Source organism: Enterobacter sp. RIT637 (genome assembly GCF_019718755.1).
Lineage (GTDB): Bacteria > Pseudomonadota > Gammaproteobacteria > Enterobacterales > Enterobacteriaceae > Enterobacter.
This window is the reverse complement of record NZ_JAIHAZ010000002.1, coordinates 434755-457211: the sequence shown is the minus strand read 5'-3', so window position 1 is coordinate 457211 and position 22457 is coordinate 434755. Positions and strand designations below refer to the sequence as shown.

The window sequence follows — 22457 nt, the reverse complement described above, 5'->3', positions numbered from 1 at the left end:
TATTAAACTGTCCCTTGCATTACCACCCAAACGCCGCCGTTCTCGCCCCGAGAGCGGCAGCGTTTGAGCGCTAATCATACCAGCAGGAATACGCCATGCGATTCACGATTATTTCTACGAAACCCGGTCATCAGCCGCCGCAGAGCAGCTGTGATTTTTACGCCCCGGGCGGCACCATTGGGCGCGGTACGGATAACAATCTGGTATTGCCGGACAATGACCGCACCATCTCGCGTCTGCAGGCTATTGTTCACGTTGACGCCAATGGCGAATGTCGCGTCACTAACCGTGGCAGCGTTACGCGCGTGGTGTTGAACGATATTCCACTGGAACGCGGGCGTCAGGTTGAGCTGCAGGATGGAGACGTTCTGGGTATTGATGACTACCGCATCGAAGTGGCTGAAATTATCCACGATACGCAGCCGGTGAGCCGCATGGCGGCCAGCATGCATCAGCAGGCGCGTCCGACAGTCGCACCCGCGCCAGCGCCGCAGCCTAAACCGGCGAGTGACGCACCGCGCGGGAAGGGCGAGCCGACCGCCGTGCCAACGGAGATCTGGGATAGCCTGATGCAGGAGTTCTCTATCTCCGACAGTATCTCCAGCAATCGCACAAAACCCCAGCCAGCGGCATCACAGGATCCGTTCTCCCAGCCTGCTGCATCGGAGCGTAACGCCGAAGATCCGCTGGCGATGTTCAACGACAGCGATCCGAAGCTCGAGCGTAAGAACGTTGACCCCGACACGCTGTTCGGCGATGAAGCATTGTTCAAAAAAGAGAGCATCTTTGACGACATTACGCCATCAACGCTGGTGCCGCCGGTAGAGACAAAGCCCGTCGAACCTAAAGAAGAGGCGGGGGATGAACTCGATCCGCTGGCCTTGTTTGGCGGCACGGCCAGCGCGCCCGCCGCGCGTAATGACGACCCGCTCGGGCTGATGGGCGGCGCGCCATTAACCCATCCGGATGACATTCTTGACGAAAAGCCTGCGCCAGTGACGGAACCTGAGCAGCAGGAGGACGTGCTCGCCGATTCTCCGCTGTTTGCCCCTGAGCCGCAGGAAGCCCCGCGTGCTGTTGAAGAAGAGCCCGCGCGTCCGGATTACGCAGGTTTCACCATGCCGACACCGCAGGCGGTTGCGCGCAGCAGCGCTCAGGCACCTAAGGGCCGCCTGCGCATCGACCCGGTCAATAATGCCTCATCCCCAACCGCCGCTGTAAATAACGGCGAGAAAGGGGACGTGTTACAGGGCGAGCTGCTGGAGGCGCTGCTGGAAGGCATGGGCCTGAGCGAAATGCAGCCCGTCCCGCAGTTTGACCGTGAGAATATGCGTCAGCTGGGGCAGATCCTCGGCATGTTCTCTCAGGGCACCGTGGCGCTGCTCTCCTCGCGCTCCATCCTCAAACGCGGCGTGAAAGCCGATATGACCATGGTGCTGGACGATGCCAACAACCCGTTCAAGCTGCTGCCAACCGGGAAAACCGTACTGATCCAGATGTTCGGTACGCCGATGCCGGGCTTTATGCCGCCGACCAAATCGGTGCGCGATGCGCTGATCGATCTGCAGGCGCACCAACTGGGCATGATTTCCGGTATTCGCGCCATCATCGCCGCAATGCTGCAATCCTTTAACCCGGAACAGCTGGAAGAGCAGGCGAAGCAGAACGGCATGACCTCCCGTCTGGCGCTGCCGGGCAGCCGCAAAGCCGCCCTGTGGGACTACTTCGTTCGCAGCTATGGCGAGACGGCAGGCGAAATTGAGGATGACTTCCACACCCTGTTCGGCGAAGCCTTCCTTCATGCGTATGACATGGAGGTGAATCAGTACAAAGACTCACAGAGCGGATCGGAAGACAAATGAATATCGCAACGGCTTCTCTCTCCCGCCAGGGGACGCGCGCCAGCAACCAGGATCAGACGGGAGAAACCATAGGGGAACGTTCAGCCTGCTTTGTCGTCTGCGACGGCATCGCGGGTCTGCCGGGCGGTGAGGTGGCCGCTGAGCTGGCCCGCAACAGCATTATTTCCCGCTTTGATGGCGACAAGCACCTGAATGCGCAGCATATTCGCGACTATGTGCAAACGGCGAATCGCACCATTCTCAGCGAACAGCAGGCGGTTCAGGATTACCGTCGAATGGGCACAACGCTGGTGAGCCTGTTCATTGACCGGGATTACCGTCTGGCCTACTGGGCGCACGCCGGGGACAGCCGCCTGTATCTGTTTCGCCGCGGCTGGCTGTGGCATGTGACCACCGACCACAGCCTGGTGCAGCAGATGAAGGATGCGGGGCATCAGACCGACGATCTCAACAGCAACCTGCTGTACCTCGCGCTGGGGATTGAAAACGGCGGGCCGGAAGCGAGCTACAGCGACGTGGTGCAGGTGGAAGACGGCGATGCCTTTTTACTCTGCACCGACGGGTTCTGGCACGGCGTCAGCGAAGAGCAAATGAAGCAGTCGCTGCATATGGTCAATACGCCCCAGGAGTGGCTGACCTTAATGAACCAAATCATTCAAAAGAATGGCGAGCAGGAGGGGAATGCTCAGGACAACTATACGGCCCTGGCGGTATGGATGGGCGACCCTCAGGACACCACTTTGCTGCATACGCTCTCTGACGCAGCGCAATTTCTTCCCTGCGGAACTGATTAGACACACAAGGAACGATATGAAACTTTGGCTATCGGGTTTAGCACTTCTGGCGGTGACCTCCACCGCGCAGGCTGAGAATTTCCGCATCGTGCAGTCGCCTGCGCAGAAGCTGGATATCTGGATCGACAACATCAAAGACAACACGCCGCAGAGCTGGTGTAAGCCTGAAGTGGCGCTGCGCATTGTGGCAAACGGCAAGAAAGACGTCTCCGTGCTGGAAAACTTTGTGCCGCGCCTTGGCTCACTGCTGGAACACCAGTGCAGCAAAGTGAATAAACTCAGTTGGACGCTTAACGATCCGGCGGGCGTCACGCTGGCTGAGGGTACCGCAGGGAAAGCGCAGGACTGGGCGCTGGTGGTGAAACAGCAACAGGCGGCTCCGGCCAGTACCGACGCCAGCGGCGCGCTGCTGCCGCCGGATCAGAACGCTGAAGCCCGCACCGTGGCTGCCGACCGCACGCCGTGGCAGGAATTTACCCTCCAGGACGGCTGCCATCTGCGCACGTTCTGGGAAGGCGGTTCCTCCGCACCCGCACTGTTCATCCCGGACACCGATACCACCCGCTGCGGCAACGGCAGCTGGCTGAGCGGTCATACCGTTATCTCTCAGACCCGCAACGGCGAGCAGAAAGAGATGGCGGTGACCTACATTCACGGCTTCCCGGTCATGGGCCTGAACAAAAGCGCCGATCCTGAAAACGCCCTGATCACCTCCGTCAACAAAGAACGCATGGTGTTCAGCACGCAGAACAGCGATCAAAGCTGGATGATCCTGCCCTACGACAACGCCCTGAACGGCTGGAAAAGCAACGGTACGGTGGCGGTAGAGATTTCACGCGAGATCGCCAGCGATGACGCCAAACTGCAGGCGCGCATTGCCGAAGTGAAACAGACCTGGGGCGCGTGGGTGACTCCCGGTACCTCGCTGAATATTGTCCTGATTGATACCCTTCGTCCTCAGCTGCGCGATCCGGCTGTGGGCGCATGGCGCGCGGCAAACTAAGGAGTGGCGATGAATACGCTCTATCAACACCTGGCGGGTGAGCCGCTCAGCGATGCGCTGCGTCGTCTGGAAGCCGATATCAAAGTCCGTCCGGCGGATGCCGACCTCCGCGCCGCGTTTGTGCAGTTTCTGATCCTCAGCGGCAACTGGACGCGCGCCCTGACCCAGCTTAAAAGCTGGGGGGCGCTGAAGCCTCAGGCGAAGCCAACCGTTACCCTACTGGAGCAATCCATTCAGGGCGAGATGCAGCGTGCGCAGGTGATGGCGGGACAGGCCCGTCCGGCCATGCCTGAAACCCAGTGGCCGTGGCTGACAACTCTTGCCGCGGCGCTGAGCGAGGAGGGCGAACGCGCCAGTGCGCTGCGTCTTGAAGCCCTTGACCAGGCTCAAGCAAACCCAGGCCACATTGTCCTCGAAAACGAGGAGACGCAGGCGTTTGGCTGGCTGATGGATGGCGATGCCCGCCTCGGCCCGGTGTGCGAAACCATCGTGAACGGCCGTTATTTCTGGCTACCGTTTAGCGCTATCGCCGAGATCCGTTTCCAGGCGCCTGCCAGCGTCACCGATCTGGTCTGGCGTCACGCGCTGGTGCGCCTGACCGACGGTACGGAGCAGGTATGCCAGATCCCGGCGCGCTATCCGTTTGCTGAAGACGCTTCCGATGCCGTCATGCTTGGACGTACGACCGAATGGTTGCCGCTCGACGCTGACGGTACGCTGTACGAAGGACGGGGCCAGAAAGCGTGGCTGAGCGAACAAAGCGAATATCCGCTGCTGTCTCTGAACCTCGTGACGTTTGCGACGGATGGAGCCGATGAGTAATCCCGCTGGCGAAGGCGATCTGCTGCGCAGCGGCTGGCAGGCCCGCAGCAAGCAGGAGAAGGTGGGGGCGCGCGACAAAATGCAGCCCTCGCTGCTGGATCGTCTTACCGATAACGACCCGGAAAAAAAACGCGAGTCGGCCAACAGCAATCTGATCACCCACGCCGCCCTGCGCCGCAACGTGCTGCGCGATCTGCAGTGGCTGTTTAATACCATCAACCACGATGCCTCCGGCGATTTGAGCGCCTTGCCGCACGTGAACCGCTCGGTGGTCAACTTCGGCGTCGCACCGCTGGCCGGGAAAAGAATGTCGGATATCGAATGGCACGACATTCAGCGCAAGCTCACCGAGGCCATCATCAATTTCGAACCGCGCATTTTGCCGCAGGGGCTGCAGGTCCGCTGCGTGTCGGATACCTCCTCGCTGGATCTGCACAACGTGCTCTCCATCGAGATCAAAGGGCGTCTGTGGTGTGTGCCGTACCCGCTGGAGTTTCTGTTTCGTACCGATGTCGATCTGGAAAACGGCCATTTTGAACTGAAAGATGCGGGGTAATCATGGAAAGTAAACTGCTCGAATACTACAACCGTGAACTGGCCTACCTGCGTGAAATGGGGGCTGAGTTTGCCGAACGCTACCCAAAAGTCGCCGGACGGCTGGGCATGCGCGGCATCGAAGTGGCGGACCCGTATACCGAACGTCTGATGGAGGGCTTCGCCTTCCTGACCTCCCGCGTGCAGATGAAAATGGACGCGGAGTTTCCGCGCTTCTCCCAGCGTCTGCTGGAGATGATTGCGCCTAACTATCTCGCGCCCACGCCGTCGATGGCGATCGCGGAGATTGAGCCCGACAGCAGCCGGGGCGACCTGAGCAAGGGCTTCATTGTGCCGCGCGGTACCATGATGGACAGCCTGGCGCTGAAAAAAACCGGCGTGACCTGCAGCTATACTACGGCGCACGAGGTCAACCTGCTGCCGCTGAAAATCGACAAAGTTGAGCTGGGCGGCGTGCCCGCCGATCTGCCGCTGGCGCAGCTGGGGCTGAGCCAGCAGGGGATCAACAGCGCCTTACGGATCCGCATCGCCTGCGACGGCCCGCAAAACCTCGGGCACCTGGATTTCGACCGTCTGGAGTTTTTCCTCGGCGGTCCGGATATTGAAGCGCTGAAGCTGCTGGAGCTGGTGATGGAGCACCACGCCGGGATCGTCTGTCAGACGGTCAGCCCGCAGCCGCAGCGACAGCTGTTGGCGTCTGACGCGCTGCGCCAGGAGGGCTTTGAGCCTGACCAGGCGCTGCTTCCGGACGATCTGCGCAACTTTGACGGCTATCGCCTGCTGCAGGAGTATTTCGCGTTTCCGGCCCGCTTCCGCTTTATTAGCCTGAGCGGTCTGAGCACGCTTATCGAACGCTGTGAAGGCGAAAAAGCCTTCGACATCTTCATTCTGCTGGATAAGTCGGATGAACAGCTGGAGCGCGTGGTCGATGCCAGCCATCTGGCGCTGCACTGCACGCCTGTCATCAACCTGTTCCCCAAGGTCGCGGCGCGTCAGAAGCTGAATGAAGGCCAGCATGAATACCATCTGGTGGTCGATAACATTCGTCCGCTGGATTATGAAATCTACGCGGTCAAAAAAATCTACGGCAGCGCGGACGGCCAGCGTGATGACCAGACGTTTCGTCCTTTCTGGAGCACCTGGAGCGGCGATGCGGGCAACTACGGGGCCTATTTTTCTCTGCGTCGTGAACAGCGCGTGCTGTCCGAGCACGCCCTGCGCTACGGCACCCGTACCGGTTACATCGGTTCAGAGGTGTTTGTTTCGCTGGTGGATGAACAGCACGCCCCGTGGCAGGAAAACCTGCGCTATATCTCTGCCGAGGTGCTGTGCACCAGCCGCGATTTGCCGCTGATGCTGCAGCAGGAGCTTGGGCAGTTCATTATGGCCGACTCCATGCCGGTGAAATCTCTCACCCTGCGTAAAGGCCCGACGCCGCCGCGCCCCGCGCTGGCAGAAGGGTTCAGCACCTGGCGGCTCATCAGCCAGCTGCAGATGAACTACCTCAGCCTGATGGACAGCGAAAACGAAGAGGGTGCGGCCGCGCTGCGACAGCTGTTAGGGCTGTACGCCAACCTGGCAGAAACGCCCGTTGCGCGTCAGGTGGAGGGGGTACGCCACTGCGTGCTGGAGCCGGTTCACCGCCGCGTGCCTGAACCCGGCCCGGTCGTTTTCGCCCGCGGGATCGGCATTACCCTGACTGTCGATGAGCGAGCCTTTTCCGGCGCCAGCCCGTGGCTTTTCGGCAGCGTGATGGAACGACTTTTTGCCCGTCTGGTGTCCATCAACAGCTTTACGGAGTTCACCCTGAAGAGTCAGCAGCGCGGCGAGATTGGCTACTGGGCGCCGCGTATGGGTAAAAGGGCGCTGATATGAGTGACGCTGCCACTGCACCGCTGCGCGTACATCGCCTGACCCGGCTGCCGGATGCGTTCTGGAGCGGGGTCCGCGAGACGCCCTGGCGCTACGATCTGTTTCAGCTGTTAAGGCGCATTGATGCCCAGGGCGGCGAGCGCTACCCGCTGGGACGCGCGCCGCTGCCGAAATTTGAGCCGCTGCGCATCGGCCAGCAGCCGTCGATGAGTTTTGCGCCGTCGACGCTGGCCCAGGTACGTCAGCGCGAAGAGAGCGGGCTGCATGAGGTGTCCATCCTCAGCTTCGGCCTGTTTGGCCCGAATGGCCCGCTGCCGGTCCACATGACCGAATACGCCCGCGAGCGTATTTATCATCATCAGGACAGCAGCCTCAGCGCGTTTGCCGACCTGTTCCATCATCGCCTGACGCTGCTGTTTTACCGCGCCTGGGCGGATGCGCAGCCGGCGGTCTCTCTGGATCGCGCCGACAATAATCGTTTTGAGGGCTATCTGGCGTCGCTGATTGGCATGGGGCAGCCGGGTCAGATGAACAAAGGCAGCCTGAGCTCGCATGCCCGCTTTACCCACGCCGGACACCTGACCCGTCATGGGCGGGATCCGGAGGGGCTGGAGAAGATCCTGCGCAGCTATTTTAAAGCGCCGGTTAAGCTGGTGAGCAACGTGCCGCAGTGGATGCCGCTTTCCACGCGCGAGCAGGCGCAGCTGGGAGCAGGACGCCGCATGCCGCGCATGGGGGAGTCCGCTTTTCTCGGCGTCGCCGTCCGCGACGTGCAGCATAAGTTTCGCATCGAAATTGGCCCGCTGAGCGCGGAGGAGTACAACCGCTTTCTGCCGGGTGAAGCCTGGGTCACCGAGCTGCGCGACTGGGTGCGTCAGTACGCCGGGGTGGAGTTTGAATGGGAAACACGGGTGATCCTGCGTGAAGACGCGGTGCAGGGCACCTCGCTCGGCAGCAATGGGCGATTAGGCTATAACACCTGGCTGGGCCTTCAGCCGCAGCCTGTCCCGCGTGGCGATCTGGTGTATTGCGCAGAGCGATAATTTTTCTAACGCATTGTTATCAATGGAACCGAACATGTCAGAAATAAGCCGTGCCGTGCTTTTCGGCAAACTGGATACGCTGTTATTTACCTCTCTGGAAAGCGCCACTGCGTTCTGCAAGCTGCGCGGCAACCCCTATGTTGAGCTGGTGCACTGGCTGCATCAGCTCATGCAGCAGCAGGATGGCGATCTGCAGCAGGTCATCCGCCACTTTGCCCTTGATGAACAGCAGCTGACGCGCGATATCGTGGCGGCGCTGGATGTCCTTCCGCGCGGGGCGAGTTCCGTTTCCGATCTCTCCGAACACATCGACAGCGCCGTGGAGCGCGCCTGGGTCTTCGGCTCGCTGAAGTTTGGCGTCAGCCGCATTCGCGGCGGCCATTTGCTGATCGGCATGCTTAAAACCTGGAACCTCGCGAACGTGCTGAAAAGCATCTCGTCGCAGTTCACCCGCCTGAACGTCGAGGTGCTGATTGAGCAGTTCGACGCGATTTGCGCCAACAGCAAAGAGACGCAGCAGGCCGCTGCCGCCGTCGACGCACCAGCGGGTGCGGTACCGGCTGCGCAGGGGACGCTGGCGCAGTACGGCCAGGACCTGACCGCCCGCGCTCGCGAAGGGAAGATTGACCCGGTTGTCGGGCGCGACGAGGAGATCCGCCAGATGGTGGATATCCTGATGCGTCGCCGCCAGAACAACCCCCTGCTGACCGGGGAAGCCGGGGTCGGCAAAACGGCAGTGGTGGAAGGGCTGGCGCTGCGTATCGCCGACGGCGACGTCCCGGAACCGCTGCAAAATATTCAGCTGTGGCTGCTGGATATCGGCATGCTGCAGGCAGGCGCAGGCATGAAAGGCGAGTTCGAGGCCCGGCTGCAGGCGCTCATTAATGAAGTCCAGTCCAGCGCCACGCCGATCATTCTGTTTATCGATGAGATCCACACCCTGATTGGCGCAGGCGGCCAGCAGGGGACCGGCGATGCGGCGAACCTGCTGAAGCCTGCGCTGGCGCGCGGACAGCTGCGCACCATCGGGGCCACCACCTGGGCGGAATACAAAAAATACATCGAGAAAGACCCGGCGCTGACCCGTCGTTTCCAGACGGTGCAGGTTCACGAGCCGGACGAAGCGAAAGCCATTCTGATGCTGCGCAGCACCGTGTCGCCGCTGGAGACGCACCATCAGGTGCTGCTGCTCGACGAAGCGGTCAGCGCGGCGGTGAAGCTGTCGCATCGCTACATTCCGGCGCGTCAGTTGCCGGACAAAGCCGTTGCGCTGCTCGACACCGCCTGCGCCCGCGTCGCGGTCAGCCAGAGCGCGCCGCCTGCGCAGCTGGAAGACTGCCTGCGCCACCTTGCCGCGCTGGACGTGGAAATTGAGATCGCTGAGCGCGAAGCGCGCGTCGGTGCCGGTGACGCCGAGCGCGTAACGGCGTTACGCGCAGAACGCGACGCGTACGAAACAAAACGCGAAGCCCTGGCCCAGCGTTGGGAAGAAGAGCGCAGCCTGGTGCAGGAGATTATCCGCCTGCGTGCCGCACTGTTCGCGGCGGGCGAGGAAGATACCGCCGAGCTGCGCGGCCAGCTGGCGGAACAGCAGCAGGCGCTGAACGCCCAACAGGGCGATGAACCGCTGCTGTTTGCGGCGGTGGATGAAAACGTGGTTGCCGCGGTGGTCTCTGACTGGACCGGGATCCCGCTGGGCCGGATGGTGAAAAACGAGATCGATGCGGTGCTTAACCTCGCCGACACGCTGAACCAGCGCGTTATCGGCCAGCGTCACGGTCTGGATCTTATTGCCCGCCGCGTGAAAACCTCGCGGGCGAAGCTCGACGATCCGAACAAACCGGTGGGCGTCTTTATGCTGTGCGGCCCGTCCGGGGTTGGTAAAACCGAAACCGCGCTGGCGCTCGCGGAATCCCTGTACGGCGGCGAGCAGAACGTTATCACCATCAACATGAGCGAGTTCCAGGAAGCGCACACCGTTTCCACCTTAAAAGGTGCGCCTCCGGGGTACGTAGGGTATGGTGAAGGCGGCGTGTTAACCGAGGCCGTGCGCCGCCGCCCGTATAGCGTGGTGCTGCTGGACGAAATTGAAAAAGCGCACCCGGACGTGCACGAGATCTTCTTCCAGGTCTTTGATAAAGGCTGGATGGAAGATGGCGAGGGGCGCCATATTGATTTCCGTAACACCATCATTATTCTGACGTCTAACGTCGGCACCGACCTGATTAGCGCCATGTGCGCCGATCCGGAACTGATGCCGGAGCCGGACGCGTTAAGCGGCGCCCTGCGCCAGCCGCTGCTGGAGGTATTCCCACCGGCGCTGCTGGGTCGTCTGCTGGTGGTGCCGTACTACCCGCTCAGCGATGAGATGCTGGGGCTGATTGTTCGCCTGCAGCTCAAGCGCATTCAGCGTCGTCTGGAAGAGAATCACAGCATTATTTCTGAGTTTGACGACAGCGTGGTGGAACAGATTGTTCAGCGCTGTACCGAGGTGGAGTCCGGCGGCCGCATGGTGGACGCTATTCTGACCAACACCTTGTTGCCTCAGATGAGCCAGATCTTACTTACCGCCAGCCGCAGCGACGAGCAGTACCGACGTCTGCACGTTACCTGCGAGCAGGGCGAGTTTCACTGTCAGTTTGCCGCGTAATAATCATCAAGAGAACTGTAAAAGATGACGGATAATGATAACAATCGGACTGTCCCAAACGCGCTCCCGGTCGGGTACCGCTTCAACGAGTTTGAAATCAAAGAGGTGATCGGCGGCGGCGGTTTTGGCATTGTCTATCGCGCGTGGGATCACCAGCTCGAACGCACTATCGCTATCAAAGAATTTATGCCTTCCTCGCTCGCCGTGCGCGGCGACGACATGACCCTGGTGCTGCGCAGCGAGCGCTTTGGCAAAGCGTTTTCCGCAGGCCTGAACAGCTTTATTCAGGAAGCTCGTCTGCTGGCGCGCTTTAACCACCCGAACCTGCTGCACGTCCTGCGCTTCTGGGTGCAAAACGACACGGCCTACATGGGGACGCTGTTTTACAGCGGCACCACGCTTTCACGCCTACGCGAAGAAAAGCCAGAGCTGATCAACGAGGCCTGGATCCGCCGCACGCTGCCGATGCTGTTCGGCGCGATCAAGACCATCCACGACGAAGGCTATCTGCACCGCGATATTTCTCTGGATAATATTCAGATCCAGGATAACGGCCTGCCGGTGCTGCTCGATTTCGGCTCCGCGCGCCGCACCATCGGTAATCTCTCCGACGAGACCGAAACCATGCTGCGCCCGGGCTTTGCGCCGATCGAGCAGTACACCGACGACAACGAAAGCGAGCAGGGCCCGTGGACGGATATTTACGCCCTCGGCGCGGTGCTGCGTACCCTGATTGTGGGCTCTCCGCCGCCGGTCAGCGTGGTGCGCTCTATTCAGGATACCTGCAAGCCGCTGGTGGAAATCATGCCGCAGGGCTATTCCATTCCGCTGCTGCAGGCCATCGACCGTGCGCTGGCGCTGCACATGGAGGACCGTCCGCAGTCTATCGACGAGTTTGCCGCGCTGATTGAGATGCCGGTCGCCGGGATCAACGATGTGCTGACCGCCAAAAAAACCGGCACCATGCTGGTTCCGGTAGAGGAAGAGAAACCGGCATCAGCGCTTGACTGGCGCCGCTACAAGATCCCGGGCATGGTTGCCGCAGGCGTGCTGGTGGGCGTTGTTGCCGGAGCAATGCTGTTTAGCGGCGGCGGTCAGGATGCGCCCGAACAGGCTGCACAGGCACCGGCAGAGACGCGTCCGACAGAAACCGCCGCGAACACGCCAGACGTGAAGCCGGAAACGGCGAAGGTTAGCGAGCCGGCAGCGTCGGAACAGACTCCGCCACCTGTCGATGCCAGCCCGGTCGCGCTGGTCTATATCCGTATCCAGGACGGCGAAACGCTGAAAGTGAACGGCGAGCCAAAAGCGCTGCGTCCGGCGACGAACGGCTATGCATCGCTCAAGCTGCCAGCTGGTGAGGTGAAGATTGAACTGCAGGGCAACGGCAGAACGCGCAGTCAGACGCTGGATATCACCAAGCCGGGCACCTGGCTGGTGAATCCGTAAGTCAGGCAGGGACAGGGAACAGGACGGAGCGAATGTATAACATTAAGTTTGTCTATCTTTTCAGCGAGAACGTCTCGCCAGCGCTTTTTGCGAAAATTATCCGCCCGTCCGTCGCCGGGCAGTGGATTATGTCGGTGCCCGACAATTCGCTGCGCTCGCTGTTCACGCGCTACGATCTGCTGTACTCCATTACCGGTGCAAATCCGTATCAGTCAGGTCGCGATACCCGCAAGTTGATTGTGCAGGATCTCGACATGGGCAGGATCGTGGCTATCGACGAGAGTTTTCGTAACTGGTCGTCAGTGACTGAGATGTTTTATATCAATGCCGATGGGCGATTACAGGCTGCCTCAAATACGGGTCTGGGCTGGTATCCGGAGAGCACTATCGTTGAACGTTACGAAACCATGGTGCGCACCTACGGTTCCCGCCCCGCGCCAACGGAGCTGCCGACGCAGGTGGTGAAATCCAAAGCGGCGCAGGTGCCTGACCAGCCGACGCCGGGCAAAGACGGTAAAACCTATGCGGCGCAGTTGGAGAATATGACCAAAGCCGAACGCTGGCAGGCTCGTAAGGACCTGATTGCGAAGGGCAGCAACAGTCTCTATCCGGATGCGCAGATCGCGGCTAAACGGCTAGCAGCGAATAACATTGCGGTGGAGAAAGCGAAGCTTGCGGAAAATGTTTATAAGACCGTAAACCCGCTGGAAACGACGCCGGACGTGCCGAAGGGGTGGACGGATATTAGTAATGACGATGCGCTCCTGGGCAAGTATGGTCTGAATAAATCGATGCTCTTCGACGATGACACCGCTCCTAATTTTCTTGCTCGGGTCTATCAGCCTAAACCGGATGTGTTTGGGAATGATATGAATCCCACTGTGGTATTCCGGGGATCGAGGGAGCCGGGTTTTGCGTCGCTGTCTGATAATGTTACCTCGTTGCTCACCAAAGGGGAGCTGGCACCCGTTAAAAACGGTGCAGACTGGTCTAATAACTTCTCCCAGGGCATGGGAATGGCATCTGATTATTATAAAAAAGCCGTGAGTATTGGTAAGGAACTGGCAAGGTCAGGTCAGAATATTGATATTGCCGGACACTCGCTGGGAGGCGGGCTCGCGTCTGCAGCCTCAATGGGAAGTGGTAAAGCGGGATGGACATTTAATGCCGCAGGGCTTAACGCCGGAACGGTAGAAAAATATGGCGGTAAAATCCTGGGCAGCACGGAGAATATTCAGGCGTATCGAGTTAACGGAGAACTGCTGACGAAGATTCAGGAAGTTAATCTTTGGGAAGATCTGAAAACGGTGAAGGGGCATGTCCCGGCTTTAATTCTCAAAGAGGAAATTTCTGCGCTGAGCCCGAATGCTGCAGGTATCGCCCACGATCTTCCCGGTGGGACCGGAAGTGCGCTCGACCGGCATGGTATTGATCAGGCGATAAATTGCATTGAGCAGCAAAAGGATGAAGATATTTCGATAATCGGGAGTCGGTTGTGAAAAAACGTTTGATGGCTTTTGTAGCGTTATGTTTTTTAATCATGATTCAGGGGTGTAAGCAGGATATGGAACTCAATCCACAGGATTACTTCAACGGTCAGCAACTTGAACTGGCGAGAGCGATTGAAGAAGGCAATGTCGACGTGGTGAAGACGCTTGCACCCGATAGCAACCTTAACCAGCCCGGAAAGGAGGATATGACGCTCCTTTTCTGGGCGCTTGGCAACGCAATTAATGATAAAAAAACATCTCCCCATTTGAAGGTCATCACTTTGCTTGTTGAGGCCGGTGCGGATCCGCTACAGCCTCGCCCACAAGGGAAAAGCAGCCCCGCAGAATTCGCTCTGAAAGGGGACAGTGCAGACTGGATTAACGCGATGCTGGACGGTGGCCTGTCGCCCGATGTGAAAGATAAGGTTTTCCACGAGCCGATAATCTTCCAGTCGATTAAAGCGAAAAACACACAGACGCTGGAAGCGATGCTCGATCACGGTGCTGACGTCAATGCAACCAATTCATTAGGCAAAACGCTGGTATTCGACGCGCTGGATAATCAGTCATACGATCATGTTTTATTGTTGCTCGATCGTGGAGCGGATCCGTCAATTAAGGCAAAAAATGGCTGGTCAATGAGCAGCGCGCTTGCGGATGCACTGAGTGGGCTTGAAAAAGGTAGTGAGCACTACGAGAAATTAAACGAAATTAAAGAGAAGCTCATCCAGAAAGGTGGTAAATGGCCACCTGAGCCTGTTAGGTAAGGGCTAACTCTCCCCACGATAATTAAACAGAACGTTTTTATTTTCTGAGGGTGCATGGATGTTCTGGCTATATAGCGCTTAGCTATACATAAAAGTTCTCGCCATACGTAAATGATGGTTTGTACAAACTTAATATATCCTCTCAAACAACATCCACTATTAAAAACTTCTCAGCATAAACCATTACGGAATACAGATTATGCTCAACCGAATTACCGTTCAGCTCCCGGTTGAGGGGCTGCTCTTCTGGAAACTCTCCGGCCGCGAGGCGATGTCCGAGTCGTTTGCCCTGACGCTGACCCTGCTCGGCACGGATGCGCGCATTGACCGCAGCAAATTACTCGGTCAGCCGGTCACGGTGACCATCCCGACGCAGAACCTGCTCACCTCCCGCTACATCAACGGCAAAGTCACGCGCGTGGCGGTCAGCGCCGTTGAGCTGACGGGCACCCGCTATGCGGTCTACCAGCTGACGGTGGAGCCGGACCTGTGGCCGATGAAGCGCGACCGCAACCTGCGTATCTTCCAGGGCCAGACGGTGCCGCAGATAGTGAAAACCCTGCTGGGCGAGCATCAGGTCAACGTTGAGGATAAACTCACCGGCAGCTACCGGGTGTGGGACTACTGCGTGCAGTATCAGGAGTCGAGCCTGGACTTCATCAGCCGTCTGATGGAGCTGGAGGGGATTGCCTATCACTTCAGCCACGAGGCGGACAAACACACCCTGGTGCTGACTGATGCCGCCACGCAGCATCAGCCGTTCAGCGGCTATGAGGTCATTCCTTACCACCAGACGCCGTCCGGCGGCAGTACGGATGAAGAGGGCATCAGCCAGTGGGCGCTGGAGGACAGCGTGACGCCGGGGATTTACAGCCTCGACGACTACGACTTCCGCAAGCCGAACGCGTGGCTGTTCCAGGCCCAGCAGAACCCGGCGTCGCCGAAGCCGGGCAGCATTGACGTCTACGACTGGCCGGGACGCTTTGTGGAGACCGGGCATGCGGAGTTCTATGCCCGCATTCGCCAGGAGCGCTGGCAGGTGGAGCACCAGCAGATTCAGGCCACGGCCACGGCGGCGGGCATTACGCCGGGCCACATCTTCACCCTGACTAACGCGCCGTTCTTCAGCGATAACGGCCAGTATCTGGTGACGGCGGCCGGATACCACTTCGAGGAGAACCGCTACGCCAGCGGCGAGGGTGAAACTATCCATAGGACTGATTTCACGGTCATCCCGGCGTCGGTCTCTTATCGCCCGGCACAGAGCACGGCGTGGCCGCGCACCTACGGCCCGCAGACGGCGAAAGTGGTGGGGCCGAACGGCGAGAGTATCTGGACGGACAAATACGGTCGCGTGAAGGTGAAGTTCCACTGGGACCGTCTGGCGAAGGGCGATGACACCAGCTCCTGCTGGGTGCGCGTGTCGAGCGCGTGGGCGGGCCAGGGCTACGGCGGGGTGCAAATCCCTCGTGTCGGCGATGAGGTGGTGGTGGACTTCATCAACGGCGACCCGGACCGGCCGATTATTACCGGCCGCGTGTACAACGAAGCCAGCATGCCGCCGTGGGCACTGCCGGCTGCGGCGACGCAGATGGGCTTTATGAGCCGAACGAAGGACGGTTCCGTCGACAATGCCAACGCACTGCGCTTCGAGGATAAGGCGGGAGGCGAGCAGGTGTGGCTCCAGGCCGAGCGCAACCTGGATATCAACGTCAAAAATGATGAATCCCATTCGACTGAAAAGAATCGAACCCAATATGTGGGAGAAGATGAAACCTTACGGGTTGTAAAAAATCAGAACGCGGGGGTCAAAGGGGACGTTATTTGCCTGACGGGTAACAGTCGCAGTGACAAAGTGGTTAACGACTATATTCTTTCAGCGGGTAATACGCTGAGGCTGGAGTGCGGTGAAAGCGCCATTGAATTATCGAAAGATGGAAGCGTTAATATCATTGGTAATAACTTCAACTTTACTGCTAAGCAGAATGCGCAAATAAACACGCTCTCCGGCGAACTGCATTTAAATCCTGATGATGGAAGCAATGCCATCGATCCTCCTGGGGCATCCCATCAGAGTGAAATCCAGCAAGAAGTGGATAGTTTTTTTGTTATTAATGCTAACAAATAAGAGTAACTCGAATGGCTGAATATATTCTCCAGGAAGCTACCCTGGCGTTACCAGATGTCTATAAAGACAGAACTATGAATTTATTTACCCTGAGCGAAAATGGTGCCAGTGAGTTTACCTTTGTTGTTTCGCGTGCCAGTGTAAAAAAAGATGAGAGTGTGCATGATGTGGCAACGCGTCTGGTGCGCGAGTTAGAAACTACCGTGCCAGATTTTAACCTGACGTCCTCACATATGACCATTGTTGATAATCACGCGGCTGCAGAGCTTTTTTATCAATTTAAAAATGATGGTATGACTATTTTTCAGAAGCAGACCATTATTTTGTTGGACGAGCATCCCGCAGGGCGAAAAATGGTGTGTTACATCGGTACTTGCCCTGGTGAGTTTAGCGATTATTATCACAATCAATACCTGTCAATTATCCGCAGTATTAAGTTCCATAAGCCAGCCCCGACTGAAACCAGAGACATGCTTGCGGCCAACTCAGAGGGTCCATTTTTTGCACTTGATAGTGAGAGTAAGATACTCAGTGTCTTTAAAAACATTCAGGAGCTTTACGGGCATCTTTCGCTTCAGCGGGCGAAAGAGGGACACTATTTACTTTTTGAAAAGCAGGGGGCACCGCTAAGTATTGCGCCTGTCCCGGGCAGTCAGCCTCTTCGTTATGCGCTGTGGACCCTTTCTGCAGAAAAATCCCACCACTTAATTTCACAGCTTTCTCTTTGCCGCCAGGTCTCAGGTTCTGACGACCTTAACTCACCCGATCAGATCCGCAAGTATCTGATGGCGCAGAGAGCTGAATAGTCATGTCCGAATGTCTGGCCGCACGTGTAGATGACGAGATTGCTCATACAGCTTCTAAAGGATGGATGATCGCTGGGCTCGTAGGTGGGGCAATTCTGGGTGCAGCTGCCGTTGTTGTAACCGGTGGGACCGCTCTGGTAGCCGTTTCTGCTGTCGCCGCTGGGGCGTGTGCTGCTGGTGGTTTGGGTGAGGTCCTGGGAAGTATGTCATGGGCACCACGGCATGCCACAGGTACGCTTAAAGAAGGTTCGCCTAATGTTTTTATCAACAGCCGAAAGGCTATCCGCGCTCATCTTTCTGCTGGGGAGTGCGACGAGCACAGTGGAAGTTTGCAACGGGTTGCAGAAGGTTCGATAAAAGTTTACATCAACAATTTTCCCGCTTCGCGAACTGGCGATAAGTTGACATGCAGCGCTGAAATTAGCCAAGGATCCCGTAATGTTATCATCGGTGGAAGTAAGGTCCAGACTGATGAAATAAGTCCTGAAATTCCTGAATGGGTAAACTGGACGATGCTCGCCGTTGGTGCCGGAGCGATGGCGGTGCTGGCCAGTCCGGCAATCGCACTTCTGAGCACCCTCGGTGCAATGGGCGGTGGGACTGTTGGTAGCTACGCGGGTGGGATGCTGTTTGGCGAAGGTAGCGACGGTCAGAAATGGGGGATGCTGATCGGCTCTGTTATCGGCGGCGGGGCTGGACTGAAAGGAGGAGCGAGGTTTGATGCCTGGCGGGCTGGGAAGCCTGTTCTCGAACCGGTTAAGCCAAATATTTCGGCCCGAAGGGCTGAGCTTAATGAAAAATTTGGACGTACGGGCGATCTTAATAGAGATATTACAGCCAGAGGAAATAAAGAGCAGGCAAGAAACTGGCTCGAATCTAAGGGTTTCACACCGCAACAGATTCGTGACTTTGATAATGGTATTGATTATACAAATAGAGTGAGTGTTGAAACGATAAATAGAAATAAAACACTCTATCAAAACCAGGTACCAGGAGGGCGACAGGGAAACTGGTATGCTCTTCGAGAAGATGTTAAGCCAACAGAGTTGGGTATTAATCCAAAAGGCACTATTTATGGTACTGATCAGGTTGTTGATAAAATAGCAAAACCTTATGTTTCACAGCAAAAAGTCGAGATGTTACGTAGTACTTCTTTGCCCGCACTTGATACTTGGTCAGTGAAAGATGTACCCTACCAGACAAAGGGTGGGGCAATACAGATGCTTTCAAGCGAAAAGGATATATTTAAGGTGACTCATGAGTAAAGAAAATTACACCGCGCTGGATTATATCAATGACGCTATTGATGCAATCAATCATCGATTGGAACAAAATCCTACATTTTCTTTATATATTATGGCAAAGAATCAGTTGGATTATATAAAATCCATTCTAACTGGTGCTGAAAAGGATAAAAGTAAATTACACACATTGAATCTTGGAGTGCTTGCGTCCAAAGAGTTTGATACTACCGATGCCGAACTTGCTCAGCATTTGTCCAATGTTAATTATATAGCTTCACAGATGGGACAAGGATTGAAGGTTATTCTCCCCCATGAGCAAGACGTAGAGTACTTGAAAAGGCAAAAAAGATATCGCAAGTGATGAGCAATTTTTGATTAAAGATTTAAATGTAATCATCCTGGTTTGAATTACCAAGGAGAAGTAGGGGCATAACTTGCTATCATGTGCGATATTTTAAGGTAATTCGATTTAATGCGATGAATGAAATAACAATCTTTGGTTATGTTGAAAAAGCATTGACTTTAGCATAAAAGAGATATGCTAAAGTCAAAAATCGTAACCTCTATTCACCTGTTTTACAAATGTACGGCTCTATTTCACAACAATTAATGTTTCTACAGGATTTAATCGAAGGCAAGGCAAGGAAAGGATAAATCTAAATTATGGAAAATGACCTTCGGTATGTATACAGTGAAGGGGTTTGACAATTCTGATGCGTTGTTTTTTGAAAGGTTGTCGGATGCCTTGTTTATTGTGGATCAAATCCGATGTGGGCTAAAGGTCAGGCTGCCACATGAGGTTGATGCCAACTACGTAATAAAACAATAAAATCTCAAGGTGAAATATCCTGACGAATTTTAGGGTTTCACGTTAAATACATTTTTATTATGGGTGAAAGGTGATTAATTTACATGCTAACTTTAATGTTTTGTTAAAATATGTAGAGAAATATAGTAATTACTTACCCATTAGCAGTCCTTCAGTCCAGCGGAGGATGCAGTATACATATGATGATAAACCCTTAGAATTATCCTTAAATAGTGATACACAAAATCAATGGGATTTAACACCATCTTGTAGTCTCTCACTTGCGGAGTCACGGGATCGCGCGATAGGTGCGCTTATTGGTCTTGCGGTCGGGGATGCTGTAGGTACCACACTCGAATTTCTACCACGTGACAGAGCACACGTTAAGGATATGACAGGGGGGGGACCATTTCGACTGCGCGCAGGCGAATGGACGGATGATACATCCATGGCATTATGCCTTGCGGAAACTCTTCTTGAGAAAGGCGATGCGGATACAATATCCTTTAGGAATAAACTGCTTGCATGGTATCAGCATGGTTATAACAGTTCAAATGGCGTCTGTTTTGATATAGGGAATACAACTCGATTTGCTTTGGAACAATATTTGGCTATTGGTCCTGGTTGGAACGGTAATACTTCACCAGAAACTGCAGGTAATGCATCTATTATCAGACAAGCGCCTGTCTCTATTTTTTTTAGAAAATCATTAAGCAAAGCATTTTATGAAGCTAAAAAACAAAGTATTGCTACACACGGTGCTGCAGAAGCAATAAATAGCACGCAGTATTTAAGCTATTTACTTGTATATATGATTAATGGTAGCAATAAAGATTCTGTATTTGCTCCCCACATCATGCCGCTCCAGCCACGTGTAATGATTATTAATGCGGGCGAGTATAAGCAAAAAACTCGCGATCAGATTCGCTCAAGTGGTTATGTGATTGATACGCTTGAAGCCGCTATGTGGGCGGTCTGGAACACCGATAATTTCAGGGATGCAATCCTATTGGCAGCCAATCTGGCCGATGATGCTGACAGCGTTGCGGCGACGGCGGGACAAATAGCTGGCGCATTATATGGTTATTCCGGTATTCCTCAGGAATGGAAAAACAAGCTGGTCCAGCACGATCGTATTTTCCAAATAGCAGGGGATTTGTTCGATAGGGCACCCGAGGACACTTTTCTATAGATATATCATAGTGTCCCGCACCGTGAATTTGGGCGGAAAAATCATAATATTAAGCTAATTCAGCCGGTTGTTTCTAAGAATAAAAAAATCCACGCCAGGGCGTGGATTTTTTTCATTCAAGACGACTCAGACGTTAAACAGGAAGTTCATCACATCGCCATCTTTAACGATGTAATCTTTCCCTTCCGCACGCATCTTGCCTGCTTCTTTCGCGCCTTGCTCACCCTTGTAGGTGATAAAGTCTTCAAACGCGATGGTCTGCGCACGAATAAAGCCTTTCTCGAAGTCGGTGTGGATTTTACCAGCAGCCTGAGGCGCAGTTGCACCTACAGGGATGGTCCACGCACGCACTTCCTTCACGCCAGCGGTGAAGTAGGTCTGCAGGTTCAGCAGCTCATAGCCTGCGCGAATTACGCGGTTCAGGCCCGGCTCTTCCAGACCCAGCTCGGCCATGAACTCCTCACGGTCGGCATCGTCCAGCTCGGCGATGTCGGATTCAACTGCAGCGCAAACCGCCACAACCACAGAACCTTCCGCCGCCGCGATTTCACGCACTTTGTCGAGGTACGGGTTGTTCTCGAAACCGTCTTCGTTAACGTTGGCAATGTACATGGTTGGCTTCAGGGTCAGGAAGCTCAGGTATTTAATCGCCGCCTTGTCTTCTTCAGTCAGGTTTTTCAGCGCGCGCAGCATGCCGGCGTTTTCCAGCTGTGGCAGGCATTTTTCCAGCGCAGCCAGTTCCGCTTTCGCGTCCTTATCGCCGCCTTTGGCTTTCTTCTGCACGCGGTGAATCGCGCGTTCGCAGGTGTCGAGGTCAGAGAGCGCCAGCTCGGTGTTGATGACGTCGATATCGTCAGCCGGATCCACTTTGTTGTTTACGTGGATGATGTTGTCGTTCTCGAAGCAGCGCACAACGTGGCCGATCGCTTCGGTTTCACGGATGTTGGTCAGGAACTGGTTACCCAAGCCTTCACCTTTGGATGCGCCTTTTACCAGGCCCGCGATGTCCACGAATTCCATGGTGGTTGGCAGAATGCGCTGCGGCTTCACGATTTCCGCGAGCTGGTCCAGACGCGGGTCCGGCATTGGCACAACGCCGGTGTTAGGTTCGATGGTACAGAACGGGAAGTTCGCCGCTTCGATACCCGCTTTGGTAAGCGCGTTAAACAGGGTGGATTTGCCCACGTTTGGCAGACCGACGATACCGCATTTGAATCCCATTTCTAAATCACCTTAATATCTTGATAATCAATCCGTTAACGATAACCGATTGATGAAAAGTAAATAACTACGCCTATTATACACGTAACCCGCATGACGCGCGGTAAAAAAGCCGGATCGGGCAGATTATTGCGCTTTGAAAGCGTGTAACCGGTTTGTCGCTTTGGTTAACCCATCTTTCAGCCAGATTTCGGTGCAGCGCGCCGCTTCGTCTACCGCTTCGTCAATCAGTTTCTGCTCAGAAACCGGGGGCTTACCGAGTACGAAACCGACAACTTTGTTTTTATCGCCCGGATGGCCGATTCCTACGCGCAAACGGTGGAAATTCGGGTTATTACCCAGCTTGCTGATGATGTCTTTAAGACCGTTATGGCCGCCGTGCCCGCCGCCCAGTTTGAATTTTGCTACGCCAGGTGGGAGATCCAGCTCATCGTGAGCCACCAGAATTTCATCCGGATTGATGCGATAAAACGTTGCCATTGCCGCCACGGCTTTACCGCTCAGGTTCATGAAGGTGGTGGGCACCAGTAAGCGAACGTCCGCGCCAGCAAGGTTGATACGTGAGGTATACCCGAAGAATTTAGGTTCTTCACGCAGGGGAGCACGTAACCGCTCGGCCAGCAGATCGACGTACCATGCCCCGGCGTTGTGGCGGGTGGCCGCATATTCTGCGCCCGGGTTGGCGAGGCCGACAATCAGTTTAATCGTCACGATTCAATTCCTAATGGGTTCCAGATCTGGCGCGTAGTTT

Annotated in this window: 19 protein-coding genes; 17 read left to right on the top strand and 2 right to left on the bottom strand. The window is 55.8% G+C overall.

Going from position 1 to position 22457, the window contains the following annotated elements; translation table 11 throughout:
• Nucleotides 1-95: 95 nt before the first annotated feature.
• The 17 genes from tagH (at nt 96) to tri1 (ending at nt 20485) form a co-directional block, all read left to right on the top strand.
• A complete protein-coding gene (gene tagH / locus K5E19_RS05725; protein WP_221550350.1) occupies nt 96-1862 on the top strand; it encodes a type VI secretion system-associated FHA domain protein TagH in 1767 nt (588 codons plus the stop codon).
• Nucleotides 1859-2656, top strand: coding sequence for a PP2C family serine/threonine-protein phosphatase (locus K5E19_RS05720; RefSeq protein WP_042714629.1), 798 nt, complete (start codon nt 1859-1861; stop codon nt 2654-2656). The genes tagH and K5E19_RS05720 overlap by 4 nt, the downstream gene beginning before the upstream one ends.
• A gap of 16 nt (nt 2657-2672) precedes the next feature.
• Nucleotides 2673-3659 carry a hypothetical protein gene (locus K5E19_RS05715; protein ID WP_221550349.1) on the top strand — a complete coding sequence of 329 codons (987 nt, stop codon included), beginning with the start codon at nt 2673-2675 and terminating at the stop codon, nt 3657-3659.
• A 9-nt stretch (nt 3660-3668) separates the two neighbouring features.
• Nucleotides 3669-4481: a type VI secretion system accessory protein TagJ gene (locus K5E19_RS05710; RefSeq protein ID WP_221550348.1), complete on the top strand. Its 813-nt coding sequence runs from the start codon at nt 3669-3671 to the stop codon at nt 4479-4481.
• On the top strand, nt 4474-5037 hold the full coding sequence (tssE, locus tag K5E19_RS05705; protein WP_010432861.1) for a type VI secretion system baseplate subunit TssE: 564 nt from the start codon (nt 4474-4476) through the stop codon (nt 5035-5037). The genes K5E19_RS05710 and tssE overlap by 8 nt, the downstream gene beginning before the upstream one ends.
• 2 nt (nt 5038-5039) lie before the next feature.
• Complete coding sequence (gene tssF / locus K5E19_RS05700; protein WP_221550347.1) at nt 5040-6911, top strand: type VI secretion system baseplate subunit TssF; 1872 nt, start codon at nt 5040-5042, stop codon at nt 6909-6911.
• Entirely contained in the window at nt 6908-7951 is a 1044-nt protein-coding gene (gene tssG, locus K5E19_RS05695) for a type VI secretion system baseplate subunit TssG (RefSeq protein ID WP_221550346.1), read from the top strand. Before tssF ends, tssG begins: the two co-directional genes overlap by 4 nt.
• A gap of 34 nt (nt 7952-7985) precedes the next feature.
• A complete protein-coding gene (tssH, locus tag K5E19_RS05690; protein WP_221550345.1) occupies nt 7986-10601 on the top strand; it encodes a type VI secretion system ATPase TssH in 2616 nt (871 codons plus the stop codon).
• A 24-nt stretch (nt 10602-10625) separates the two neighbouring features.
• Nucleotides 10626-12050 carry a serine/threonine-protein kinase gene (locus K5E19_RS05685; RefSeq protein WP_221550344.1) on the top strand — a complete coding sequence of 475 codons (1425 nt, stop codon included), beginning with the start codon at nt 10626-10628 and terminating at the stop codon, nt 12048-12050.
• A gap of 32 nt (nt 12051-12082) precedes the next feature.
• Complete coding sequence (locus K5E19_RS05680; protein ID WP_221550343.1) at nt 12083-13549, top strand: phospholipase; 1467 nt, start codon at nt 12083-12085, stop codon at nt 13547-13549.
• A complete protein-coding gene (locus tag K5E19_RS05675) occupies nt 13546-14307 on the top strand; it encodes an ankyrin repeat domain-containing protein (RefSeq protein WP_311775511.1) in 762 nt (253 codons plus the stop codon). Before K5E19_RS05680 ends, K5E19_RS05675 begins: the two co-directional genes overlap by 4 nt.
• Before the next feature lie 199 nt (nt 14308-14506).
• Complete coding sequence (locus K5E19_RS05670) at nt 14507-16435, top strand: type VI secretion system Vgr family protein (RefSeq protein ID WP_221550342.1); 1929 nt, start codon at nt 14507-14509, stop codon at nt 16433-16435.
• Between the two features lie 11 nt (nt 16436-16446).
• Complete coding sequence (locus K5E19_RS05665; protein WP_221550341.1) at nt 16447-17241, top strand: DcrB-related protein; 795 nt, start codon at nt 16447-16449, stop codon at nt 17239-17241.
• A 2-nt stretch (nt 17242-17243) separates the two neighbouring features.
• Nucleotides 17244-18506, top strand: coding sequence for a polymorphic toxin type 46 domain-containing protein (locus K5E19_RS05660; RefSeq protein ID WP_221550340.1), 1263 nt, complete (start codon nt 17244-17246; stop codon nt 18504-18506).
• Nucleotides 18499-18846, top strand: a complete 348-nt coding sequence (locus K5E19_RS05655; RefSeq protein WP_221550339.1) for an immunity protein Tsi6 family protein — start codon at nt 18499-18501, stop codon at nt 18844-18846. Before K5E19_RS05660 ends, K5E19_RS05655 begins: the two co-directional genes overlap by 8 nt.
• Before the next feature lie 309 nt (nt 18847-19155).
• On the top strand, nt 19156-19314 hold the full coding sequence (locus K5E19_RS24225; protein WP_311775510.1) for an immunity protein Tsi6 family protein: 159 nt from the start codon (nt 19156-19158) through the stop codon (nt 19312-19314).
• Between the two features lie 70 nt (nt 19315-19384).
• The gene (tri1, locus tag K5E19_RS05645; protein ID WP_221550338.1) at nt 19385-20485 is read left to right on the top strand and encodes an ADP-ribosylarginine hydrolase Tri1; all 1101 of its coding nucleotides are present in this window, start codon (nt 19385-19387) and stop codon (nt 20483-20485) included.
• A gap of 126 nt (nt 20486-20611) precedes the next feature.
• Here the strand turns inward: tri1 and ychF are convergent, their stop codons facing one another.
• Nucleotides 20612-21706, bottom strand: a complete 1095-nt coding sequence (gene ychF, locus K5E19_RS05640) for a redox-regulated ATPase YchF (RefSeq protein ID WP_010432886.1) — start codon at nt 21704-21706, stop codon at nt 20612-20614.
• Between the two features lie 126 nt (nt 21707-21832).
• Nucleotides 21833-22417, bottom strand: a complete 585-nt coding sequence (gene pth, locus K5E19_RS05635; protein ID WP_023336005.1) for an aminoacyl-tRNA hydrolase — start codon at nt 22415-22417, stop codon at nt 21833-21835.
• Nucleotides 22418-22457 lie beyond the last annotated feature (40 nt).

Coding starts and splice junctions, on each gene's coding strand:
- tagH (WP_221550350.1), top strand. CDS start 96: ATGCGATTCACGATTATTTCTACGAAACCCGGTCATCAGCCGCCGCAG.
- K5E19_RS05720 (WP_042714629.1), top strand. CDS start 1,859: ATGAATATCGCAACGGCTTCTCTCTCCCGCCAGGGGACGCGCGCCAGC.
- K5E19_RS05715 (WP_221550349.1), top strand. CDS start 2,673: ATGAAACTTTGGCTATCGGGTTTAGCACTTCTGGCGGTGACCTCCACC.
- K5E19_RS05710 (WP_221550348.1), top strand. CDS start 3,669: ATGAATACGCTCTATCAACACCTGGCGGGTGAGCCGCTCAGCGATGCG.
- tssE (WP_010432861.1), top strand. CDS start 4,474: ATGAGTAATCCCGCTGGCGAAGGCGATCTGCTGCGCAGCGGCTGGCAG.
- tssF (WP_221550347.1), top strand. CDS start 5,040: ATGGAAAGTAAACTGCTCGAATACTACAACCGTGAACTGGCCTACCTG.
- tssG (WP_221550346.1), top strand. CDS start 6,908: ATGAGTGACGCTGCCACTGCACCGCTGCGCGTACATCGCCTGACCCGG.
- tssH (WP_221550345.1), top strand. CDS start 7,986: ATGTCAGAAATAAGCCGTGCCGTGCTTTTCGGCAAACTGGATACGCTG.
- K5E19_RS05685 (WP_221550344.1), top strand. CDS start 10,626: ATGACGGATAATGATAACAATCGGACTGTCCCAAACGCGCTCCCGGTC.
- K5E19_RS05680 (WP_221550343.1), top strand. CDS start 12,083: ATGTATAACATTAAGTTTGTCTATCTTTTCAGCGAGAACGTCTCGCCA.
- K5E19_RS05670 (WP_221550342.1), top strand. CDS start 14,507: ATGCTCAACCGAATTACCGTTCAGCTCCCGGTTGAGGGGCTGCTCTTC.
- K5E19_RS05665 (WP_221550341.1), top strand. CDS start 16,447: ATGGCTGAATATATTCTCCAGGAAGCTACCCTGGCGTTACCAGATGTC.
- K5E19_RS05660 (WP_221550340.1), top strand. CDS start 17,244: ATGTCCGAATGTCTGGCCGCACGTGTAGATGACGAGATTGCTCATACA.
- K5E19_RS05655 (WP_221550339.1), top strand. CDS start 18,499: ATGAGTAAAGAAAATTACACCGCGCTGGATTATATCAATGACGCTATT.
- K5E19_RS24225 (WP_311775510.1), top strand. CDS start 19,156: ATGACCTTCGGTATGTATACAGTGAAGGGGTTTGACAATTCTGATGCG.
- ychF (WP_010432886.1), bottom strand. CDS start 21,706: ATGGGATTCAAATGCGGTATCGTCGGTCTGCCAAACGTGGGCAAATCC.